Source organism: Campylobacter sp. RM9331, assembly GCF_020137685.1.
Taxonomy (GTDB): Bacteria; Campylobacterota; Campylobacteria; order Campylobacterales; family Campylobacteraceae; genus Campylobacter_E.
Window position 1 is genome coordinate 1 of the sequence record NZ_JACGBA010000013.1, and the last position, 18,526, is coordinate 18,526.

Sequence of the window (18,526 nt, forward strand, 5' to 3'; positions counted from 1 at the left end):
TAGTATTTATACATAGTATTAATAGAATAATTAGAAATTGCGATTTTGTATTAAAAGCTAGTTTTAAAACAATCATTGATATGATTAACAAAATATACCTAAGGAATGTTTTGATGAAAAGCTATTTTCAAGATTTAAGACTAGAATTTACCGAATATAACAAGATGAAATTATTACAAGATTTAATGGCTGGTGCTACGGTTGCTGCTGTTGCTCTGCCTTTAGCGCTTGCATTTGGTGTTAGTAGTGGGGCAAGTGCAGCTTCAGGACTTATTACTGCTATTTTAGCTGGGTTTGTAATATCGTTATTTGGTGGAGCTTATTATCAAATATCAGGTCCAACCGGTGCAATGGCTGCTATTTTAATTGCCATAACTACTCAATATGGACTAACAGGTGTTTTTGTGGCTACTTTGATGGCTGGATTATTATTAATTTTTGCAGGATTATTTCATTTTGGTAGAGTGATTGCATTTATTCCTATGCCTGTAATTACAGGTTTTACTTCAGGAATTGCTGTTATTATTGCTTTAGGTCAAATTGATAATTTATTAGGTGTTAAAGCTAGTGGAATTACAACTTTAGAAAAAACAATAAATTATTTTAAAATGGATTTAGATATTAATTATATTTCAGTTTTTATATGTATTTTCGTAGTAGTTTTTATGTTAGCTTATCCTAAAAAATATCAAAAATATGCTCCTGCTTCATTAATTGCATTGATAGTCGCTACATTAATAAGTATAATTTTTTCATTAGATATTCAAAGAATAGGGGTAATTCCTACTAACATAATCTTAGATGATAGGTTTGCTTTTAGTGATTTTGATATTTTGCACTTAAAAGAGTTGATAACTCCTGCAATAAGTATTGCTTTATTGGGTATGATAGAGAGCTTGTTATGTGGTGCAAGTGGTGGTAGAATGGTTGGTGTTAGACTTAAATGCGATAGAGAATTAATAGCTCAAGGCTTAGGCAATATTTTAGTTCCTTTTTGCGGTGGAGTTCCTGCGACAGCTGCTATTGCTAGAACTAGCGTGGCTATTAAGTCTGGTGCTGTTACTAGGCTTACTGGTATATTTCATTCTATAATTTTATTGGTATCTATGCTTGTTTTAGCACCGATTATGAGTTTAATTCCACTTAGTGCGTTAGCTGGAATTTTATTTGTAACTGCATTTAGAATGAATGAGTGGCATACTATTAAATATTTTTTTAAAAATAGATTTAAAGGTGCTTTAGTTCAGTTTTTTGCAACTATGTTAGCAACTATTATTTTTGATTTAACAATTGCAATTTTAATAGGCGTGATTTTATCTTTAATGCTTTTAATGGTTCAGATTTCAAACTTAAAAATTAAATTTGATTATTTTGATAGTGAGAAATTTACTGATTTAAATTCTCCTTTACCACAACATATAAAACAAGCTGAAGTAATTTATATAATGGGAGCTATTATATTTTCTAATACGGATAAAATTTTAGAATTAACTAGCAGAATAAATTATAAAACAGCGATTATATTTTCTATGCGTGGGACAACTTATATGGATATTTCAGGAGCAAGTGCCTTTCTTGAAGTAATAGAAGCTATTAAAAAGCGAAAAATTCCCGTATTTATTGCAGGAGTTTCTCCTGATATTAAAGAAATTATGAAAAGAAGCGGTATTGTTGAAGCTATTGGAGTAGATAATTTTTATTGGAGCGTTGAAATGACTATTAAATAGCTATTAAAACTATTTAAAAGTATTTTTCAAAATTATATTTGGCGATATTGTTTTTTTGATTTTATAAAGATTTTTGGTGCTTATATTTTGTATTGTGTTTAAAAAGAATTTAAATTATCTTCTACTCATTCTAGCAATTACGCCTAAGACTTCAGCCGTTGCTTTATATAATTCTACAGGGATTTCATCTCCTACTTCACAAATCTTATAAAGTGATCTTGCTAATTCTCTTTGCTCATATATTGGAATATCGTGTTTTTGTGCTATTTCACGGATTTTAAAGGCGATATTATCAACTCCTTTTGCTAATACCACAGGGGCTTTATGCTTTGTCCTATCATAAGCAATTGCGATTGAATAATGAGTTGGGTTGGTAATTACCACATCAGCATTAGGGACATCTTGCATCATACGATTTCTTGCTGCTTGCATTTGAATTTGTCTGATTTTTGCCTTTACTTGTGGGTCTCCTTCCATTTGCTTGTATTCATCTTTAATCTCTTGTTTACTCATTCTAAGTCCTTTAAAATACTGAAAACGAACTATAAAAATATCAAGTATTCCAAATACTAAAAATGAGCATATAACAGCTGCAAAAAGGATTATGATTTTATCTCTTAACCACTCCATTTGCTTAATGAGTGGCAAAATTGCTAAATGGCTAAGTCCTGGCAAAAAGCTATATATAAAATATCCAACAATACCAAAAATAACGCTAACTTTTAGAATGATTTTCACTAATTCTATTAGCTTTTTCATTGAAATTATATTTTTAATGCCCTTGATTGGATTGATTTTGCCAAAATTAGGCATTATGGGTTTGAGTGTGAAATTAAAGCCTATTTGCATAACATTTGCAATAATTCCAGCAATAGCAATTGCAATAGCAAGTGGTAAGATCATTAAAGCAAGTTCAAGTAGAGTTTTGATACCTATTTTGTAAAGCAATTTATTATCAATTTCGCTACCTATTAAACTCTGATAATAAATGTATAAAGCCGTAATTCTTTCGTGCAAAAAATAAACCCAAAATAAAGCAAAGCCAAAACCAACGCAAAGAGTTATAAGTGCTGCTACGTCTTGACTTTTAGCGACATTTCCTTCTTTTCTGGCGTCTTCTATCTTTTTATCTGTGGGTTCTTCTGTCTTTTCTGCATCATCAGCCATAATTACTCACCAAGTCTTATAGAAAAATCAACCCAAGTAGCCTTATAAATATTTGAGCCTGAACTTACTACATCAACTCCGCTTTTAGCATATTCAACTATGGTGCTTTCGTTAATATCCCCACTAGCTTCTAAGATAACTTTAATGCCCAAACTATCTCTTAATTTTACTATATTAGCACACTCACTAGGGCTCATATTATCAAGTAAAATTGCATTTACATTAGCTTCTAAAGCAGTCTTTACTTGCTCAATAGTATCGCACTCAATTTCAATTGGAGTGTAATATGGGATTTTACTTTTTAGCTCTTTTATAAAAGATTTTAAATCCTTTACTCCAAGCAAATGAGTATCTTTTAGCATAATACAATCATCTAAACCTAAACGATGATTTTGCCCACCACCACAACGAATTGCGTATTTTTCAAACACTCTTAATCCAGGTCTTGTCTTTCTAGTATCAAGCAAAGCTACATCATAATCTTTTATTAAAGCTTTCATTGAAGCAACTTTTGTAGCAATCCCTGATGCGTGTTGAATAAAATTAAGTATGGTTCGCTCACTCATTAATAAAGTAGTTTTTAATGTTTTAAATTTTGCTAAAATATCGCCTTTTTTAAAGCTCTGTCCATCCTTTATAAATAATTCATATTCAATATTTTGCATTTTACAAATCTCTTTAAAATAAGGCTCTCCAGCAAAAACCCCATCACTTTTAGCCTTAAGATTCGCTTTTATTATTTCATTATTTTCAAGTTGTGAGAATAAATCTCCCCTACCTAAATCATCATTTAATTCTTTTTTAATAAGTTCAATTTCACTATTAATTAACATTATTTGCCTCCATTAAGTTTAAAAACTCTAAAAATGTATTACTTAAAGCTACAACTTCACTAAAAGGCACGCTTTCATTTGCTGCATGGATTTTATCATTTACTACGCCTAATTCACAGACTAAAACGCCGTATTTTGCGAATAATCTTGCATCACTAGTGCCGCCTTTTGCGTTTAAGCTAGTATTGAAAATACCTTGATTTTCTAAGGCTTTTTTAAGAGTTTTTACAAGTATTGAATTAGCGTCTGTATAAAATGGCTCTGAACTTTGTTTGATTTCTAATTCATAATCTAAATTCTTTAAATTTTCTCTTAAAAAATCTTCTAAATCTTGCTTGCTTGTAAGTGGAGAATTTCTAACATTTAGCATAATTTTAAACTCACTAGGAGTTACATTTGATGCACCAATTCCTGCACTTAAATTAGTAATTACTATTTTACTTGGTTCAAAAAACTCATTGCCATTATCTAAATCAAATCCTGAAATTTTAGCTAAAAACGAAGCCCCTAAATGAACGGGATTTTTACATTTTGATGGATAGGCTGCATGACCTTGAGTTCCTAATATTTTTATGTTTGCGTGAATGCTGCCCCTACGACCAACTTTTATGCTATCACCGAAGTTTTTTTCGCAAGTTGGCTCGGCAACTATGCACATATTAGGCAAATCATTTCTTTTGTCTAATTCTTCTAAAACCTTGATAACTCCATCTTTACCATCGCCTTCTTCATCGCTTGTTAAAACAATGCTGATTTTTCTTATATTTTTAATATTGTTTTTGCTAAATTCTTTAATTGCATACAAAAATGCTGCAACGCCACTTTTCATATCTTGAGTGCCACGCGCTATTATTAAATCATCTTTTATAGTTGGTAAAAATGGTTCACTTTCCCAACCATTTCCACTAGGAACTACATCAATATGTCCGCAAAAACAAATATGCAAACCAACTTTGTTAAATTCTTTGCTTAAGATTTGATTTGTAGTATTATTTATAGCTAGGATTTCATTATCAAAATTAGATAAAAACTCACTTGTAATTTTATAACAATTCTTAGCATCAGGAGTAACACTAGCTTCTTTTAAAAGGTCTATAAATAATTTTTTAAGCATTTTTTTCCTTTAAATGATAAAAGTCTAAATCAATTTCTTCTTGTGTAAAAGTTGGACTTGGTTTTCCTAAATAAAATCCTTGAAACTCATCTACACCAACTTCGATACATTTTTTAAATATCTCTTCTGTGCTTACAAATTCTGCAACGGTTTTAATGCCTAGAGATTTTGAGAATAAAACTATAGTTTTGACTATTTTTTCGCTTTTTTCATCTTTTGTAATTTTTTCTATAATACTTCCATCTATTTTAATATAATCAGGCATTAATTCTAATAAATACGAAAAATTACTAAATCCACTACCAAAATCATCTAATGCGATTTTACAACCTAATTCTTTCACTCTTTTTAAGAAGTCTTTTATTTTTTCATTTTGTGAAATATTTTCATCTTCTAATACTTCAATAATTAAGCGATTAGCAACCCCTGTTCTTCTTAAAAGATTTATGAATTTATTATTTTTAGCACTATCAATCATATCTCTTCCGCCAAGATTTACACATAAAACAATATCTTGATTTTCAACTAGAGTTTGAACAACTTTTTCTATCACAAAATTTTCAATAATTTCGTATTGTTTCATTTTAATTGAAACTGCTAAAAAAGCACCTGGAGTTATTACATCAGTTCCTTCAGGAGTTTTTTTGACAATTCTTACTAAAGATTCAAATTTAGTAATGTTTTTATCTTTATCAAAAATAGGTTGGAAAAAAGGTAAGATTTCGTCTTTTGCTATTGCGCTTTGAATTGATTTTGCTGTGCTTAGTTGATGGAAATATTCTTTTTCTTCATCTATAAATTTAGAATAACAAACGAAATTCTTATTATCTCTTTTTGCTCTTTTTAGTGCAATAAATGCTTTTTTAAGGGTGTTTTCATTTTCTAAACAAAGTCCCATTGTAAGCGTTAAAACTATGCTAGCTATTTGGTGATTATACTCTATTGTTAAATCTTTATTTTTAAGCTCTTGCATAAGCTCTGTTACTAATTCTTCATATCGTTGCTCATCTTCAATACTATCTTCTAAAAGTGCAAACAAATCCCCATCAAGCTTATAGACTTCTAAGTGGTTTTCATCAGCAAAATCGCTCATAATTAAGGCAATATGTTTTAATAAATCATCAGCCGTATTAGCGTCAAAATAATCATTAATTTTTTTAAACTCATCAATATCAACTAATAATAATTTTGGATTTTTCATAAGAACGATTGATTTTTCTAAACTTCTTTTATTTTTTAGTTGAGTTAGCGGGTCTATACTTGCTTCAATTTCAAGTTTTTCTATTCTTTTAGTGTATGTGCTAATACTTCTTTGATATTGTGCTGAGATATGATTTTTTTGTTTATATAGAATATAGATTAAAATGAAAAAACAAATATTTAAAAGCACAGGTATGTAAAATTGATAAAATCTAGAATTTGTAAGATAAAATTGGTTATTAAACCCATAATAAATTCCATTAATTAATTCGTAATATCTTATATTAAATTGATTTTTATCTACTTTGATAGCTTCGTAAAAATTATCATTTTTTGCTAGTTCTTTAATCTCTAATTCACTTAATTTTGGGCTATTATCATTTTTTAAGATAATTTTATTGTCTTGAACGATAAATTCGCTTAACATTTTAGAAGATTGTAATTCTTCTTTATTTATTAATGAATGAAAATAGCTTTCTGTAAATAATCTAACATAATTTCTAGAATCCATAAAAAGATAAAAATTAAGTAGAACAAAAACACCAATTAATAAATATAAAATATTTTTTATTTTTTTAAAATCCTTGTTTTCCATTTTTCAACCTACAATCTTATAATTTTAGCCCCAAATCCACCAGCGTTTGCAGGTGCATCACAAAAGCTTTTTATACTCCTATTAGTTTTTAAATATTCTTTCACAGCATAAGCTAAGCGACCTGTTCCAATGCCGTGATATACGATAATCTCATCAAATCCAATTATTAGTGCGTCTGAAATAAATTTATCTAATAATTCAATAGCTTCTTCGCTTCTTAATCCATGCAAATCTAATTTAGTGCTAGCATTACTTACACTTTTTTCATAAGTTACTTTGCTAGAATTTGATTTAGGAGTTTCGCCACTTCTTTTTAACATTGAAATATCAAGTTTTAATTGTAGCATATCAGTTTGCACGGTTGCTATATTTTTATTTAAAGCTATGATTTTGCCTTTAATTTTTTCGTATTTTACAAAATCTCCTATTTTAAATTCTTCTCTTTTAACGCTTTCTGGTTTTATTTGCTGCTTTAATATATTTGCTGCATTAATTTGTCTTTGTTTATCTTTTAAATCAGAAAAATCAAGAGTTTTTTTAGCCGCATTTATTGCTTTAAAATATTCATTTTCTAGTTCATTTTTGCGTTTTTTGTATTCTTCAATTAATTTATTTTCTTTATCTTTTAGGCTTTCTAGGAGATTGTTTAATTTATTTTCTTTTTTTTCGTTGTTTGCAATTAGCATTTTAAGTTTTGCATCAAGTTCTAGGTTTTTATTTAGCATTTCATTTATATTTTGCTCAGCTTCGCTAGAGCTTTTTCTAGCAAGTTCAACCAAACTAGCACTTATTCCATATCTTAAAGCCGTCTCGTATGCGTATGATTTGCCTACAATTCCCGCTAAAAACTCATATTTAGGACGCTCATTTTTAATATCATATAAAGCTGCTAATAATTCTACTTTATCTTCTTTAGCAAGTAACATTGCTAAGCGTTTGTGATGGGTGGTAATTATTAGTTTTCCGTGTTTTTTCAGCTCACAAATTAGGGTAAAAAATAATGAACTCGCTTCTTCAAAATCAGTTCCTAGCTCAATCTCATCAACCCCTAATAAGAAATTTTTCTTACCATTCATTTTAGCAAATGCTAACATTCTTCCTGCAAAAGTAGAAATATCATTTTTAGCCATTTGCGGGTCTTCAATAATGCTTATATATTCTTTGAAAGTACTTATGTGAGATTTGTTTGCATTAATTCTCATAGGAACTAGATATTTTGTCATAAAACTAGCAGCTAAAATGCTTTTAAGTAGCATTGATTTTCCACCCGCATTTACACCTGTTATTAATAAAACTTGCTCTTTAAACTCTACGCTAACAGGTTTTGGATTATTTAAAGCGGGGTGGCAAAACTCACTTAAGATAATTTTATCATCATTACTTGGGGTTATGAAGTTTAAATCCTTCTTTTTAGCAAAATTAACCCTTGCAATATAGCTATCTATTAAATCAAATTCTTTATTTATAAACTTTAAAAACAATAAATGCTTAGATAAAATTTCACTAAATTGTTTTGCGTATTCAAATCTTTTAGCATCGGCTTCATTTTCTAATCTTTTTATGCCTTGTTTGTAGTTTAAAATACTGCTAGGTTCTACATAAAATCCACCACCACTACTTCTTGCAACAATACTAGCATCAAGCACTTTAGCAAATCCGCCCCTAACCAATAAGCATTCAGTATTTGATATAAAATGTATTTGAGTATCTATTAAATAGCTTTCAAGTGATTTTGAGTTTAACAGGCTTCTTAGATTTTGATTTATGCTTTGGTTTAATTCTTTGATTTTGATTTTTATACTTTGTAAAAGCTCGTCTTTTTCTTCATCAAATACATCGTCTTTAAAATATTTTAATATATTTTCAATTTCATTAGGAATTATGATTTTTTCAAGGTATTTTTTAAAAGAATTTGAAAACGGAATTTGAAATAAGTATTTAAAATAATTTAAAATCTTTACAAATTCTTCTATCTCATCAAGGTGTAAAATGCCTTTTTTACTAAGATGATTTAATGCTTTGCTTAAATCTTTTACGCTTTTTAATTCTTTTAATTCATATTCGCATAATTCATTAATTCTTGCTAGGTGTAAATTAGTATCCCCTTCAATAAATAAAGGTTTATTTCTAGCAAATAAAGCAAATAATTCATCTAAATATTCAACTAAATCAAGGTTTTTAATAATTTGTAGCATCAAAAAACTCTTTTATCGTATTTAGCATAATTTTAGGCTCATTAATTTTATTTACTTCATTTCTAAATTCACTCGCATTTGCTAAGCCTTTTGAATATTCGTGCAAGTGTTTTCTAAACAACGAACAAGCATAATCTTTGTATAAATCACACATAAATTCAAAATGTGTAAGTATGATTTCGCTTTTATTAATTTCATTAAATTTACCCTTAATTTGAGAAAAAATCCAAGGATTTCCAACAGCATTTCTTCCTATCATAAGCCCATCAGCATTGGTTTGTTCTAATACCATTTGATGATTTTCATAAGATATATCGCCGTTTGCAATTATTTTGGTTTTTGCTAAAGATTTTGCTAGTTTTATAGCGTTATAATCTACCTTAGCACTATACATTCCTGCTCTAGTTCTTCCGTGAATACTTATAAAATCTAGTTCTAATTCGTTTAAAGCATTTATTATTTTTTCTATTTCGCACTCATTAAAACCAAGTCTTATTTTAACACTTGTTGTGCCTACTTTATTATTGGTTTTTATAATATCTAGGAGTGATTTTAGATTATCTAAGTCTTTAAGTAGTGCTGAACCTGCATTTTGCTTAATAACTTTATTTACAGGACAGCCACAATTAAAATCAATCCCGTGAATGTTTTCTTCTTTATTTATAATCTCAACTGCTTTTTTTATAATTTCTTTATTTGAGCCTGCGATTTGAGCTATGAAAGGTCTTTCGCTTTTATCTTTTTCTAACATAGTTAAAGATTTTTCACTCTCATAAACAAGAGCGTTTGAACTAATCATTTCGCTAATTGTTACATCACAATCAAATCTTTTAACAAGTCTTCTAAAGGCAAGATCGCTAAGACCTGCCATTGGTGCTAGAAATAAGGGCTTAGAATTAGCAAATAAGTTTATCAACATCGTAAGTTTTACCTTGTTCTTTTAAAAATACAATTAATTTAAAATCTTCTAAATCAGCTTCGCTACCATAAATTTCTTCTATTAATTCATCAAATAATGCAAGTTTTGCAAGTATATATAAATACGCTCTAAATGCGTTATCTTTTTCATTTTTTAGTTTTAAAAAGATTGCTTTTAGGCTATTTGGCTCAATTTTTGCAAATAATTCTTTTGCAAAATCTAAATATTCGCCTTCTTCAAAATTATCATTAAAAATTAAAACTTCTAATTCAGCATTGCTAAGACTTAAATCATCATTAGCAAATCTATTTAAAAGGATTTTAATATCTTCTTTGCTTTTTTGAATTTTTAGTGTTTTAATATTTGCATAAATGCCGTTTAAAATTAGATTATTGTAAGCACTTAGGCTGATTTCATCTTGAATTTCTTCTTGATTTTTTAGTAAGTTATAAGCGTAATTTAAATCATTTTTAGCTTTATTTGCTTCGTTTTTTAAATAAATTGTATTGTCTTTAGATAGTTTAAATGGTTTTAAATCACAGATTTCTCCATTTTCAACCATTGCTTTTATAGCTATTGCATTATTTAATTTATCAGCACTTGTTCCTGCTTGATTGTAATAAAGTGATTTTACTAATTCACTAGCGTCTTGAATTTCTTTTGTTTTAAACTTGTAAATATTCTTTTTATCTAAAACTAAATCTTCTAAAAACATTTCAAATTTTTTACCATCTTTAATAAGTCTTTTTGTTGAAAAATGAAAAGAAATAAATGAAAAATAAAAATAAAGTAATGCAAATATAACATATATAACAAGTGGCATACAAACCCAAGTAAAGCTATCAAATTCAAATGTTTTTTGAAAATTGAAAATTCCTAAATTAATTACTCTTGTAGAGTTAAATAAATCATTAAAAAATATAACAATAATAAGTCCAATTAACATTAAATATAAAATAGAATAAATTAAAAAATTTCTAATTTTCATAACAATCCTTTACTTATGATAAGGGTGATTTGAATTTATACAAAAACCCCTATAAATTTGTTCTAACAATACAATCCTTGCAATTTCGTGTGAAAATGTAAGTTTTGAAAAACTCAATACATAATCACATTCATTTAAAAACTCATCATTAAATCCAAAAGCTCCACCTACAAAAAAATTAATCTCATTTTTATCTTGCAATAACTTAGCAAACTCAATACTATCAATGCTCTTGCCCCTTTCACTTAAAGCTATACTAAAAGTTTTTTTATAAGGCATATAAGCTTTTGCATATTCTATTCTAGCTTCATTTGAGCCCAAATCTTGTGCTTTTGCGATTTGTTTTGAAAATACATTATTTAGATTAAGTTTTGAAAATTGATTTATTAATTTTATAAATCTATTTTCAAATTCGCTTAATTTTTCTAATTTTTTTTGAATAAAATAAATATTTATATTCATTTAAAATATCGTAAAAAATCACTTAAAAATTCACGCTGATTAGCTCTTGGAACAATAGAATCAATAAGTCCATGCTCTAATAAAAACTCAGCACTTTGAAATCCTTCAGGTAAATCAGCTCCTATAGTTTGCTTAATAACTCTAGCACCAGCAAAGCCAATTTGTGCCATAGGTTCAGCAATTACAATATCTCCAAGCCAAGCAAAAGACGCTGATACTCCACCAAAAGTAGGGTTAGTTAGAATTGATATGTAAGGAAGTCTTTCTCTAGCAAGTAATTTTAATGCAGCTGATGTTTTAGCCATTTGCATAAGTGAATATGTGCTCTCTTGCATTCTAGCACCACCACTTGCGCTAATTATTATAAGTCCTTCTTTTTTTTGCATAGCGCGTTGAACTGCACGAACGATTTTTTCGCCTTCAACACTTCCTAGCGAACCACCCATAAAAGAAAAGTCAAACACACATAATTGAACGCCAATTCCACCGATTTTGCATTCTCCTGAAATTACCGCACTCGTTCTGCCTGTTTTTTCTTCGCTTTCGTTTAAGCGTTTTTTATAGCTTTTTGAATCTACGAATTTTAATGGGTCATTAGCTCTTAAAGTTTTATCATATTCAATAAAACTTCCTTCATCAACTAGCATTTCTATTCTTTCATTAGGGCTTATTTTCATATGTAAGCCACACTTAGGGCATACATTAAAGCAACTTGCAACTTCTTTATAATACATTAAAGCATGACAATTATCACATTTTACCCAGTGATTTGGTGCTTCATTTGGCTTTGATTGTGTTCTTCTAATTTTAAAAATATCTGCAAAACTCATTCTTATCTCCTAAAATTGACTTCCTATGCTAAATTCAAATGTATTTGTTTTATCCCCTGATTTTTTATCAATAGGTTTTGAGAATACAAACACTAATGGTCCCATTGGTGTGCTCCAATCAAGACTAATTCCTGCACTTTGTCTTTTAATCTCATTTAATTTTTTTTCGCCTATCATACCATAATCATAAAAAATTGAACCACGAAGTTTTAATTTATTAATTAATGGGAAATTGATTTCTACACTAGAATTAAGTGAAATCGCTCCACCTTTATCGTAAGGATAAGCAATTACTCCGTTTCCTAATTTATCTACTTTAGTATGAGTATTTGTATCATAATATCCAATACCCCTTGGAGTTATGCTATCACTTTCATATCCTCTAACACTTCTTAAACCACCAAGATATAATCTTGAGTTAATTGGTGTATCTTTATAATTAAATAATTTATTAAATGATGTTCTAAATCTAAAAATTAAATCGGTGTCAAAATCTTCTTTTAAACCTTTATAATACTTAAAATCAAAGGCAAATTTTTTATATTTTTGGTCTCCCCCAAGCCCTGCATAAGTAAATGCTGCTCTACTATAAATACCACTTCTTGGTAAGTAAAAATCATCAGTATTATCAAAATATAAATATGGAGTTATAGCTGATTTTCTTGATTTGCCTAATTTTTCACCACTTGCAATCATTTCAATAGTTGCTTTTCTTAAATCACTTTGCTCGTAATTATAAATAGCTCCAATTCCCCAAAATCTAGCTAATTCTCTACCAATGCTAAGTTCTAAACCATTATTGTATTCTTCGTAAGTATCCCAATCTCTTTTGTAGCTATATATATCAAAGCCTGTTGAGTATTTAGAATCAAATATCCTAGGATTGTTTAAAAAGATTTTACCAGTTACATCTTTATCTGATTTTTCTAAATTAATCCCACCATACATTCCGCTACCTAAGATATTCCTATCGCTAACAGATGCGTTAATTAAGAATCCATCAGATGTGCTATAACCAACACCACCAGTAATTGAGCCTGTTGATTTTTCTTTTACATCTACTAATAAATCAATATCTCCCGTAAAGCTTGGTTTTGGAGTGATATTTACTTCTTCAAAATAACCGGTTTTTCTAAGTGCTATAATGCTATCATTTAAATCTGTTTTGTTAAATTGCATTCCTTCGGTTAAGAATAATTCTCTTCTTACTACTTTATCTAAAGATTTATCATTGCCTTTAATTATTACTTTACCAATATTGTATTTATTGCCTAGATTAACTCTAAAATAAATTTTTACAACTCCATCAGCATCATTTTTAGCAATATCAGGATAAACCTCTGCTAAAGCATATCCTTTATCTTGGAATTTGGTTTTAATTAATTCTATATCAGAACGAATTTTTTCTGAATTAATATATTTTCCTTTTTTACTTCTTAAATCACTTAAGTTAAATTTCACTTCATTTTCTAGTGGGTTTTCTATTGTGATTTCTTCTATTTTATAGCGTTTGCCTTCGCTTATATAATAGGTTAATTCTGCTTTGTAAGTTTGCATATTAGCTTCTAAATAAGGATTTGATACATTAGCATCAAGATAGCCTTTTTTCATATATTCATCTTTAATTCTAGCAGGGTCGTTTGGTAGTTCGGTTGAGTATAATTTACCATCATTAAATCCCCAAAACCAACCTAATAGTTCTTTTTCTTTATTTGCTATTACAGGGTCAAAATCACTATAGTCTAATTTTTTAGCACCTATTAAATTAACTTTTTTAATTGTTATGATTTCGCCTCTATTTATGTTGAAATTTAATACAACAGCATTATTTTCAAGCTCTTGAGTATCAACTTCAACTACGCTATCATAAAATCCACGAGATTGGTAGTATAGAATTATTTTTTCTTTTGCTTCTTCTATTTTTCTATCATTATAAGCTTCGCCTTTTTTAATACTTAAAAACGATTCTATTTGCTTTTTATCATTACTTGAAGTTCCTTTGATATTTACTTTTGCAATGAATTGTTTTTCTACAACATTAAATATTAGCTTTCCATTATTTTCATCAACATAAATATCATCAAAATATCCATAAGAAAAAAGGTTTTTAACCGCATCATTTATCTTATATATATTAACTTCATCATTAATTTTTAAATCCACAGCCTTTAAGGCTTGTTCTTTTGACAAGTGATATAAGCCTTTAAATTCAATATCACTTATTGTATTTGCATAAATCAAAGAACTAATAGCACTTACATATATAATTTTTTTCATATTTAACCTGATTTTTTGATTTTGAAGAAAGAATAATAATAAAAGAAAGTTAATATTAAGTTTGTAAAAAAAGCCCTAAAAATAGGGCTTTTCGGCTTAAATATAGCCTTGGTCTATCATAGCATCTGCAACTTTTTTAAAGCCTGCAATATTTGCTCCTGCTAATAAATTGTGTTCAAATCCAAATTCTTTAGCAGTATTTGCAGTTCTAGCGTAAATATCTTTCATAATCTTATGTAATTTTTCATCAACTTCGTTAAATGTCCAAGAAGTCATATTTGCATTTTGTTGCATTTCAAGCGCACTTGTAGCTACACCACCAGCATTTGCTGCTTTTGCTGGTGCATAATATATTTTGTTTTCTAAAATAAATTTTTGTGCATCAAGTGTGCAAGGCATATTAGCACCTTCAGCGATTAATTTACAGCCATTTTTATATAAGTTTTTTGCATCTATTAAGCTAAGTTCGTTTTGTGTTGCACAAGGGAAAGCATAATCACAAGGAATACTCCAAATTCCGTTTGTTCCTTTTTCATAATTTACTTTAGATACAAAAACTGCACCTTTTTTGCGGTTAGCATAATCACTTACACGAAGTCTTAAGTTTTCTTTAATTTCTTTTAAAAGGTCTAAGTCAATTCCATCTTTATCATAAACATAGCCATCGCTATCGCTTACTGCAACAACTTTTGCTCCGTATTCATAAAGTTTTTCAATAGTATAAATAGCCACATTTCCACTACCTGAAACTACGCAAGTTTTTCCTTCAAAGCCTTCGCCTTTTTCTTTTAGCAATTCTTTTGAGAAATAAACCGTTCCATATCCTGTAGCTTCTTTTCTAACTAATGAACCACCCCAGCTAATTTTTTTACCTGTTAAAGTTCCATCAAATTTAGAAGTAATTTTTTTATAAGCTCCAAACATATATCCAAGCTCTCTAGCACCAACACCAATATCTCCAGCAGGTACATCGGTTGAATAGCCTATGTGTTTGCTAAGTTCGCTCATAAATGCTTGGCAAAATCTCATTATTTCAGCATCGCTTTTGCCTTTAGGGTCAAAATTAGCCCCACCTTTACCACCACCTATATAAAGTCCTGTTAAAGAGTTTTTAAAGATTTGCTCAAATGCTAAGAATTTTAAAATGTCAAGATTTACCGTAGGGTGAAATCTTAAACCACCTTTATAAGGTCCAAGAGCACTAGAAAATTGAACTCTGTAGCCAAAATGTGTTTGAGCTTTACCGCTATCATCAATATATACAACTCTAAAAATAATTGTTCTTTCTGGCATTACTAGTCTTTGTAATACTGCGTGTTGTTCGTATTGCTTGTTGCTTTCTAGTAATGGTGTAACTGATTTTAAAACTTCAGTTGCACATTGTAAGAATATAGGTTGTCTAGATGAATAAGTTTTGATTAATTCAAGTGTTTCATTTACATAAGATTTTGCACTCATTTTTTCTCCTTTAAAAAATAAAAAAATATTATACAAAAAAAATTAAATTTATGATAAAAATTTTTGAAGAAAAATGTATGAAAAAAATTAATAAAAATTTGTGATTAATTTTTAGGAATTTAAAATGATTTAAATTCCTAGAAGTTTTAAACTATTGGTATGAATAATTGATAATTATCATCTAGTATTTCGTAAAGTTTTGAAAAATCATTAGATAAATATTTTAAAGTATTCGTTTTGATTATATGCTTTTCAAATCCTAAACAATGTATTATGTATGGATTAAATTTTAGCTCTAATAATGGGTTTTTGCTTTTGTATTCTACTAATTCTAAATTCTTATTAAAAAATTGTGATTGCATATTTATATGCTCTATTAAATCATCACTTACAGGATTTGCATTATCAAAATACATCATTTTTGCATTTAAATTAAGTATTAAAGAAATATCTAATAAAGTAGATGTCAAATTCTCCACTCTAAGAGAGCCTGAACCTATGCAAGCTATAGTATTTAGCTTTGCAAAATCTATTGTTCCTATTTTTAAAACAGGCATAGAACTATCATAAAAAGTTGCTATATTTTTTTTAAAAATTTCTTTACTTGTAATAAATAGTCCAGAATACATATTACAAAACTCTAAAACTACATTATTTACCGATATATCTTCATATTTAATATGGACTATTATTGTCTTTCTTTTAAGTTTCTTTAATTTTTCTAGGTCTTTATTTATTGTAGGATTTACTACATAAAAAATTAGTCTTGAACTATTAGATTTAGCGTGTAATAAAAGTGCTGTATTTATTAAATTATCTATATTTTCATCAATTTTCATATCAATTACAACGCAAATACTATCTCCATAAGGGCTAGGAAATTGTCCTACCTGACCTTTAATCCTTGAAAACATTAGATTTAAAATATTTGGATCACCTACTAAAACTAGCTCATCATTTGCTAGAATTTGAGTATCGGGTTTTGGTAAAATTATTTCATTATCTCTATAAATTAATGCGATTTTATAAAATTCTTGCGCAATTGCATTTATATGTTTGTTTGCATAAATTGAGCCAACAGGAACAAATACTTGCATAATCTCGCCAATTCCAAGCCCAATATCTCTTGCTATCATTGGCATATTTGGCAAAATATCTATCAAATGATTTGTAGTCATTTCTTCTTGATTAATAAGAGTGCAAAAGCTATCATTTTCGTATTCTTTATTGTTTGATAACACTACAATTCTTACTCTTTTATCAATAAATCTTATAGCATCATAAGCAAGCCTTGTATCTAAATCATTATCAAATAATAAATATACAAGTTCAAGATTATTATTTACATAATTTTTAAGTCTTGCAGCATTTGTAGGGTCAATTTTAATATGAGTAAAACTATGCTTAAAATTAATATCATCTTGGCAAACGATTATATATTCTTTTGTGCTATCCTTAAACTTTGCAAGTTCTTTTAAGAAGTGATTTGCAACACAAACCTTAGCTAAAACTAATATTTTTTTCATAACAACTCCATTTTATAAAGGAAAATTATAATGAAATTTGATTTATATTCAACAGATAATAATGCTAGGCTTGGTAAAGTAAGCACAGCTCACGGGGAATTTAATACTCCTTGTTTTATGCCAGTAGGAACTCAAGGCTGCGTAAAAGCCCTAGATGCAACTGATATGCAAAGTCTAGGAGCAAAAATAATCCTAGCAAATACTTATCATACTTATTTAAGACCAGGTGCTGATTTGATAGCTAGACACGGCGGGCTACATAATTTTACTAAATTTAATGGAAGCTTTCTAACTGATAGTGGTGGATTTCAAGCTTTTTCACTAAGTAAAAATACAAAACATAGTGATGATGGAATTACTTTTAAAAGCCACATTGATGGGAGCTTACATCATTTTACACCTGCAAGTGTTTTAAAAACGGAGTATTTATTAAATAGTGATATTTGTATGGTTTTAGATGATTTATGTGCTTTACCTGCTAGTGAAGAAAGGATTAAAGCAAGTCTTAAACGCACTATTTATTGGGCTAAACTCTCGCTTGAGATGAAAAAAGAATTTCAAAATACAGATGAAATTACCTTGCTTCAAAAATATTCAAAAGAGCTTTATAAAAGCGAGTTTAAAAAGCTTTATACAAATGAATTAAAAAGAGAGCAAAATATCTTTGCTATCGTTCAAGGTGGGACTAATCATACGCTAAGAAGTGAGTGTTTAAAAGGTATTTTAGATGCTGAAAATGAATATTATTTTGATGGACTTGCAATTGGTGGGTTAAGCGTTGGAGAGCCAAATGAATTAATGTATGAAACGGTAGAAAAACTAGCCCCACAAATGCCGCAAAATCGTCCAAGATATTTAATGGGAGTTGGAACTCCGCTTGATTTGGTAGAAAATGTCGCTCGTGGGGTTGATATGTTTGATTGCGTTATGCCTACTAGAAATGCTAGAAATGGCACATTATTTACAAGTTTTGGCAAAATAAATATAAAGGCTAGTTTTATGAAAGATGACAATGAGCCAATTGATAAAAACTGCTCTTGTTATACTTGTAGAAATTACAGCCGTGCTTATGTTCATCATTTGTTTAAAGCTGGAGAGATTACATTTTTTCGCTTAGCAAGTCTTCATAATTTGCATTATTATTTAAATTTAATGAGTGAGATTAGAGAAAATATAGCTAATAAAACTTTTGCTAATTTTTATAAGAATTTTAAAGAGATTTATAAATAATATTA

At 28.6% G+C, this 18,526-nt stretch carries 14 protein-coding genes; 2 read left to right on the plus strand and 12 right to left on the minus strand.

Going from position 1 to position 18,526, the window contains the following annotated elements:
* Positions 1-1,727 (plus strand): SulP family inorganic anion transporter (locus AVBRAN9331_RS06035; RefSeq protein ID WP_336612625.1); only part of this gene is annotated, 1,727 nt, incomplete at its 5' end.
* 114 nt (positions 1,728-1,841) lie between these two features.
* Here the strand turns inward: AVBRAN9331_RS06035 and flhB are convergent.
* The 12 genes from flhB to AVBRAN9331_RS06095 form a co-directional block, all read right to left on the minus strand.
* Positions 1,842-2,897: a flagellar biosynthesis protein FlhB gene (gene flhB, locus AVBRAN9331_RS06040; RefSeq protein WP_214120070.1), complete on the minus strand. Its 1,056-nt coding sequence runs from the start codon at positions 2,895-2,897 to the stop codon at positions 1,842-1,844.
* Positions 2,897-3,727, minus strand: a complete 831-nt coding sequence (gene nadC, locus AVBRAN9331_RS06045) for a carboxylating nicotinate-nucleotide diphosphorylase (RefSeq protein WP_336612626.1) — start codon at positions 3,725-3,727, stop codon at positions 2,897-2,899. The genes flhB and nadC overlap by 1 nt, the downstream gene beginning before the upstream one ends.
* Positions 3,717-4,841 carry a succinyl-diaminopimelate desuccinylase gene (gene dapE, locus AVBRAN9331_RS06050; protein ID WP_336612627.1) on the minus strand — a complete coding sequence of 375 codons (1,125 nt, stop codon included), beginning with the start codon at positions 4,839-4,841 and terminating at the stop codon, positions 3,717-3,719. The genes nadC and dapE overlap by 11 nt, the downstream gene beginning before the upstream one ends.
* Positions 4,834-6,552, minus strand: a complete 1,719-nt coding sequence (locus AVBRAN9331_RS06055; protein ID WP_336612628.1) for an EAL domain-containing protein — start codon at positions 6,550-6,552, stop codon at positions 4,834-4,836. Before AVBRAN9331_RS06055 ends, dapE begins: the two co-directional genes overlap by 8 nt.
* Positions 6,553-6,644: 92 nt before the next feature.
* Positions 6,645-8,831 (minus strand): endonuclease MutS2, encoded by a 2,187-nt coding sequence (locus tag AVBRAN9331_RS06060; protein WP_336612629.1) that lies wholly within the window; start codon positions 8,829-8,831, stop codon positions 6,645-6,647.
* On the minus strand, positions 8,815-9,750 hold the full coding sequence (locus tag AVBRAN9331_RS06065; protein ID WP_214117402.1) for a tRNA dihydrouridine synthase: 936 nt from the start codon (positions 9,748-9,750) through the stop codon (positions 8,815-8,817). Before AVBRAN9331_RS06065 ends, AVBRAN9331_RS06060 begins: the two co-directional genes overlap by 17 nt.
* On the minus strand, positions 9,728-10,738 hold the full coding sequence (locus AVBRAN9331_RS06070) for a hypothetical protein (RefSeq protein WP_336612630.1): 1,011 nt from the start codon (positions 10,736-10,738) through the stop codon (positions 9,728-9,730). The genes AVBRAN9331_RS06065 and AVBRAN9331_RS06070 overlap by 23 nt, the downstream gene beginning before the upstream one ends.
* 9 nt (positions 10,739-10,747) lie before the next feature.
* Positions 10,748-11,200 carry a 23S rRNA (pseudouridine(1915)-N(3))-methyltransferase RlmH gene (locus tag AVBRAN9331_RS06075; RefSeq protein ID WP_214117400.1) on the minus strand — a complete coding sequence of 151 codons (453 nt, stop codon included), beginning with the start codon at positions 11,198-11,200 and terminating at the stop codon, positions 10,748-10,750.
* Positions 11,197-12,030, minus strand: a complete 834-nt coding sequence (accD, locus tag AVBRAN9331_RS06080) for an acetyl-CoA carboxylase, carboxyltransferase subunit beta (RefSeq protein ID WP_214117399.1) — start codon at positions 12,028-12,030, stop codon at positions 11,197-11,199. The genes AVBRAN9331_RS06075 and accD overlap by 4 nt, the downstream gene beginning before the upstream one ends.
* A 9-nt stretch (positions 12,031-12,039) precedes the next feature.
* Positions 12,040-14,307, minus strand: coding sequence for an outer membrane protein assembly factor BamA (bamA, locus tag AVBRAN9331_RS06085; protein WP_214117398.1), 2,268 nt, complete (start codon positions 14,305-14,307; stop codon positions 12,040-12,042).
* A gap of 96 nt (positions 14,308-14,403) precedes the next feature.
* Positions 14,404-15,765, minus strand: a complete 1,362-nt coding sequence (gene gdhA, locus AVBRAN9331_RS06090) for an NADP-specific glutamate dehydrogenase (protein ID WP_214117397.1) — start codon at positions 15,763-15,765, stop codon at positions 14,404-14,406.
* Between the two features lie 146 nt (positions 15,766-15,911).
* Positions 15,912-17,291, minus strand: coding sequence for a TrkA C-terminal domain-containing protein (locus AVBRAN9331_RS06095; protein ID WP_214117396.1), 1,380 nt, complete (start codon positions 17,289-17,291; stop codon positions 15,912-15,914).
* Positions 17,292-17,321: 30 nt separating this feature from the next.
* Between AVBRAN9331_RS06095 and AVBRAN9331_RS06100 the strand changes: the two genes are divergently transcribed.
* Entirely contained in the window at positions 17,322-18,521 is a 1,200-nt protein-coding gene (locus AVBRAN9331_RS06100; RefSeq protein WP_214120062.1) for a tRNA guanosine(34) transglycosylase Tgt, read from the plus strand.
* Positions 18,522-18,526 lie beyond the last annotated feature (5 nt).

Bases quoted from the DNA above. Each gene is read 5' to 3' on its own strand.
- nadC (WP_336612626.1), bottom strand. From the start codon at position 3,727: ATGTTAATTAATAGTGAAATTGAACTTATTAAAAAAGAATTAAATGAT.
- dapE (WP_336612627.1), bottom strand. From the start codon at position 4,841: ATGCTTAAAAAATTATTTATAGACCTTTTAAAAGAAGCTAGTGTTACT.
- AVBRAN9331_RS06055 (WP_336612628.1), bottom strand. From the start codon at position 6,552: ATGGATTCTAGAAATTATGTTAGATTATTTACAGAAAGCTATTTTCAT.
- AVBRAN9331_RS06060 (WP_336612629.1), bottom strand. From the start codon at position 8,831: ATGCTACAAATTATTAAAAACCTTGATTTAGTTGAATATTTAGATGAA.
- AVBRAN9331_RS06065 (WP_214117402.1), bottom strand. From the start codon at position 9,750: ATGTTGATAAACTTATTTGCTAATTCTAAGCCCTTATTTCTAGCACCA.
- AVBRAN9331_RS06070 (WP_336612630.1), bottom strand. From the start codon at position 10,738: ATGAAAATTAGAAATTTTTTAATTTATTCTATTTTATATTTAATGTTA.
- AVBRAN9331_RS06075 (WP_214117400.1), bottom strand. From the start codon at position 11,200: ATGAATATAAATATTTATTTTATTCAAAAAAAATTAGAAAAATTAAGC.
- accD (WP_214117399.1), bottom strand. From the start codon at position 12,030: ATGAGTTTTGCAGATATTTTTAAAATTAGAAGAACACAATCAAAGCCA.
- bamA (WP_214117398.1), bottom strand. From the start codon at position 14,307: ATGAAAAAAATTATATATGTAAGTGCTATTAGTTCTTTGATTTATGCA.
- gdhA (WP_214117397.1), bottom strand. From the start codon at position 15,765: ATGAGTGCAAAATCTTATGTAAATGAAACACTTGAATTAATCAAAACT.
- AVBRAN9331_RS06095 (WP_214117396.1), bottom strand. From the start codon at position 17,291: ATGAAAAAAATATTAGTTTTAGCTAAGGTTTGTGTTGCAAATCACTTC.
- AVBRAN9331_RS06100 (WP_214120062.1), top strand. From the start codon at position 17,322: ATGAAATTTGATTTATATTCAACAGATAATAATGCTAGGCTTGGTAAA.